This window comes from Streptococcus oralis SK304 (assembly GCF_000287715.1).
GTDB classification, from domain to species: Bacteria; Bacillota; Bacilli; order Lactobacillales; family Streptococcaceae; genus Streptococcus; species Streptococcus oralis_Y.
In genome coordinates this window covers 1-4,467 of the sequence record NZ_ALJN01000010.1, presented here as the reverse complement: position 1 = coordinate 4,467, position 4,467 = coordinate 1, and the positions used below count along the sequence as shown (strand labels likewise).

General features: G+C 33.4%; 4 protein-coding genes. All 4 read left to right on the top strand.

Annotated elements, in window-relative coordinates; genetic code table 11:
- Positions 1 to 781 precede the first annotated feature (781 nt).
- Positions 782 to 1,195 carry a helix-turn-helix transcriptional regulator gene (locus HMPREF1125_RS05840; RefSeq protein WP_000935803.1) on the top strand — a complete coding sequence of 138 codons (414 nt, stop codon included), beginning with the start codon at positions 782 to 784 and terminating at the stop codon, positions 1,193 to 1,195.
- Positions 1,196 to 1,201: 6 nt separating this feature from the next.
- Positions 1,202 to 1,501 carry a hypothetical protein gene (locus HMPREF1125_RS12875; RefSeq protein ID WP_000034814.1) on the top strand — a complete coding sequence of 100 codons (300 nt, stop codon included), beginning with the start codon at positions 1,202 to 1,204 and terminating at the stop codon, positions 1,499 to 1,501.
- A 71-nt stretch (positions 1,502 to 1,572) separates the two neighbouring features.
- A complete protein-coding gene (locus HMPREF1125_RS05830) occupies positions 1,573 to 3,585 on the top strand; it encodes an SEC10/PgrA surface exclusion domain-containing protein (RefSeq protein WP_000672235.1) in 2,013 nt (670 codons plus the stop codon).
- 164 nt (positions 3,586 to 3,749) lie between these two features.
- Positions 3,750 to 4,467 (top strand): putative cross-wall-targeting lipoprotein signal domain-containing proteiin (locus HMPREF1125_RS05825; protein ID WP_000477353.1); only part of this gene is annotated, 718 nt, incomplete at its 3' end.

The window sequence follows — 4,467 nt, the reverse complement described above, 5'->3', positions numbered from 1 at the left end:
TTTTTGATTCAATATAAAAGTTAAGTGAACTTTGAAAATTTAATAAAAAACGTGTCAGACAACAACGAATCATTGACTAACACGATTAAATGTAGCAATTTAATTATACGTGAATTTTAGGAAAATGTCAAGTTTGTCAGAGCGTGGGTGTTTCGTCCTTTCGCCTCAGGAGATAAGAAAAGGGAACTGACGGCTGGGAACAGTCAATGATACTTCTTAGAAGGTAGCTAGAGTGAGATAGTGAGGTCTATGTGTTGTATGGTCGGTATGTGAGAGTAAAAACTTGCTAATGCTTTTGGGTAAGAAAGAGGGGATATTGAGTTATCCTTAAATTTGTGACCTTGGCGAAGGTAGTAGGCTGAGAAGCTGAAAGTATGCGAAGATAAGAGCATACATTTTTATATTGCTATATTCTATTAAAAAACGTAAAAAAGGCTTTGAAAATAAGCCTTTTTATTTTTTGCAAAAATTAACAATAACTAGATTTTTATAAAACGGGTTTTGTCCTGATAAAGATTGAAAGTATTGTTAGTTTTCATAAGTGAATATAAGAAGTATTCTTTTATGTAAACTAACAATATGAGTAGAGAATAGAAAAGAGGAAAAATGGATATTTGGATTTACTTAGTAAGAGTTGGAATGCTATTGTCTATGCTTATTTTGTTGATGTTCTTGATTTATTGGATGTTTAGTCATTTGATAATTTTGTTTGTATTTGTGTTGTTTGTGGTTTTCTTTTCGATTATCACAGGTGAGTAGGAAGTAGAAAGGAAAAGGATTTATGTTGAATGTGTCAATGGGACTTCGTTTGTATCGAGAAATGTATAATAAGTCGAAAGAGGACTTAGCGAAGTATTTAGAGATTCAACCGAAAGCGTATGCTCGATATGAAAGTGGAGAACGTGAACCTAGTCTTGAGAAACTGTATAAATTGGCTTATCTTTATAACTGTAAAGTTGATGATTTCTTTAATGTTGAAGAAAGTTTTAGTGTTGATAGAGACGAGGTTTTGTCAACTAAAGATTTAGACAATTTAGGCTGTCATCATCAGTTTTCTCATGGTTTGATTGTTATGATGACTGAGGGTAAACCTTATGATGAAATGATTCGTTTTATAGGGAATGATAGGACGAAGTATGCACGAAAATCTGAAGTAAAACAATTTCTACGTGAGTTAATTGAAAAGATTGGTTAGGGAGAGGTGAGTAAAATCAAAGATGTTCTTTTGAAAGGAGAAAGAGATGTAAAGACGTATTCTGAAGAATGGATACTGGGAGAATACAATAGAATTTATAGACGATTTTGTTGGAATTTGAAAATCTATGCTCATGTAAAAAATGGTGCGGATGTTTATGTCTCTTCAAAAAGATGTTGTGAAGATTTGTATAATCGTTTGTATGCTGTTGGTCAAGTTACTCGTAGTTATTGTAGTAAGATTGAATCGAAAATTGAAAAAACGTATCACCGTTTCCTAGAAGATGGAGTTATTATTGAAGATTAACTTTATGATGGAATAGATAACTTTATGATATAATAAATGGAGTTAAGATTTTTTTATTAAAAGGAGAAAATATGAAATTTAGGACTTCGACTTTAGCTTTAGTAACAACTGCAACTTTATTGGCTTTTAATGTGAATCAAATAGTACATGCTGATAGTGCTAGACAAGAGAAAATTGCTCAGTTGGATAGACAAAAGACTGAGATATTAAAAGCCAATGGTATTGATGGTTTTACTTCTAACGGAGAGTGGTATGCTATCACACAAATTCAAGATAAGATTGCTAGTTTGGAACAAATTGTTTCTTCCTTGAAAAATCCTTATTCTAACAAGAATACAATTAAGGTGAGTAGAGAATATGCTACTGCGTTAAAAACGTTTTTTAATAGTAATGTCAAAGAGAATGAAAAAGGGGAGTATGTTCCTGTAGTTACTGATGAAGAGGAAGAACAAGCAAAAAAAGTCTTGATTTCTGAAAGTCAAAAATTAAAGCAGAGTCAGTTAGATAATTTTATTTCAGATCCAGCAGATGAATTGGATAAGTATGAATTAAATAATCTTCCTAAAGAGATTTTGGTTGAATTAAATTATTATGCTTTGGATTTGATGAATCAAATTCGTAGACAGATGGGACTTCCAGAAGTAACACTTGCACAATCTTCTATTGATTTTGCTGATAAGGTTGCGTATAAAAATTTAGAAGCGAATCGTAGCATGTGGGATTGGCATTATGTAAAAGGAATCAATGAAGTTGCTAGAGAGTATGGTTTGCGAACTTCGAGTAAGAACGATGAAGAAGAGAAATATGGTGGTCAGTATTATGAGAACGCATTTAAAACCTCTTCCATTGATAAAGAAGTGACTGTAGGTCAACTGAAGAGAGAAATCTATGAGGCATTTGTTATTTTTCTGTATAATGGCGATGAATTTCTTCATGCACAATCTATTGCTGGAGTAAATTATGGGACTTCTAGGGATGAGTATTTTGGAATTTCCATGCGTTCTTTAAAAGATGGTGGTTGGTTTAGTTTTATATCAATCGATAAAAACGATATAGTGAAATCAACTAAAAAGAACTTTAATACGCAACGTCCAGTAGATACAACATTGACTAATCGTTCTTCGCTATTAGTTAAGAAGGAAAAAGAACTTAGAGATAAGAAGAATGAGCTTTCTAAATTGCAGACAGCTTTTAAAGAATATGAAAAGTTGACTAAAGAAGTAAATGATTTAAAATTGCTGGAGGAAAAAGAAAAGAAAGAAGCAGAAGATAGACGTTCTTCTTCTCAGAATCAAAACAAATCACAATCTAAACCAGTTAAAAATGGTTGGAAAAAAGAAAATGATTCTTGGTATTATTATAAGGATAATCAACGTCTTAAAAATACATGGCAGGGAGATTATTGGCTTGGTGCTGATGGTAAGATGGTCAAGAGTGCATGGGTTGATAATGGACGTTATTATGTAGATGATAATGGTAAGTATGTCGTGGGTAAGAAACCTTCTACTCAAAATCAAACGAAGCCATCACAATCTAAACCAGTTAAAAATGGTTGGCAGAAAGAAAGTGGTTCTTGGTATTATTATGATAATGATCAGCGTGTAAAAAACACATGGAAAGGGAGTTATTATTTAAAATCTGATGGTCGGATGGCTGAATCTGAATGGATTTATGATAATTCTTATAAGGCATGGTATTACTTAAAATCAAATGGAATTTATGTTCGTGATAGTTGGCAAGGAAGCTATTATCTGAAGTCTAATGGTAAGATGGCAGATAAAGAGTGGGTCTATGATAATTATTATCAGTCATGGTTTTATTTAAAAGAAGGTGGTGCTTATGTTAATCATCAATGGTTGAAGATTGATGGTGTATGGTATTATTTCAAGAGTGGTGGTTATATGGTAAGCAACGCTTGGCAGGGTAGCTATTATCTCAAATCTAGTGGAGCTATGGCTGTGAATGAGTGGATTTACGATAGTTATTGGGGTGGTTGGTATTATTTAAAATCTGATGGCTCTTATGCTCGTAATGAGATTGTTCAAGGCAAATATCGTGTTGACTATTCAGGAAAATGGATTTGATATAGATAAAAAGTCAGTTTAAAAAAAACTGGCTTTTTTATTTTGGAAAGGAAATTGAAATGGTTGAAATGATTTTTAAGAGATCTCGTTCTCCTTCATGATAAGGGAAGTGAGTTCAAAAATAATGAGAAAAAAATGTTTTTTAAAAAAGGAGAAAAGAAAGTATGTTTAAAACACAAGAAACAAAAGCGTTTGGTTCAATTCGTAAAGTTAAGAAGTATGGTGCTTGTGGAGTAATTTTGGGTATGGCTGTTCTTGCTATGGCTTTTTCATCAGGTAGTGTATCTGCTGACGAGTTGAGTGCAAATCAAAATGTGCCAAAAACTGTTCAGGAAGCACCTAAACAAGAAGCACCTAAGCAGGACGAAACTGCCAAGAAGAATACTACCGTCGATGTTGTAGTAGATCATTCAACTGTTGATAAGGCTGTTTCTGAAGCTAAGAAAGCAGGCTTAGAAGTGAAACAGGATTCTCCTGTGGATGTAGGTGTTGCTCAGGGGCAAGACGAACTTGCTAAGAAACAAGCTAGTGTAGAAAAGGATTATGCGAATCAAGCCAATACGGTTTCTACTGAAATTGCTGGTTACAAGAAAGATGTAGCAGATAATGAGCGTGAGAAAAAGAACGTTCAGGATAAAAACGAAGAGATTCGTCAGGCTCATGAGAAGGCTAAAAAAGACCTTCAAGAAAAGAATGACCAGATTGATAAGCGTAATGATGACGCTCAGAAGAAATATAATCAAGAATATGGAAAATATCTTGAAGAAGAAAAGAAATTCAAACAGGCAAAAACTGATTTGGAAAAATTGGGACTTGCTGGTTCTGCAACTGGTGTGAAAATGTACGGTGAGTACAATGAAGCTGGTCGTGGAAGTATGAATT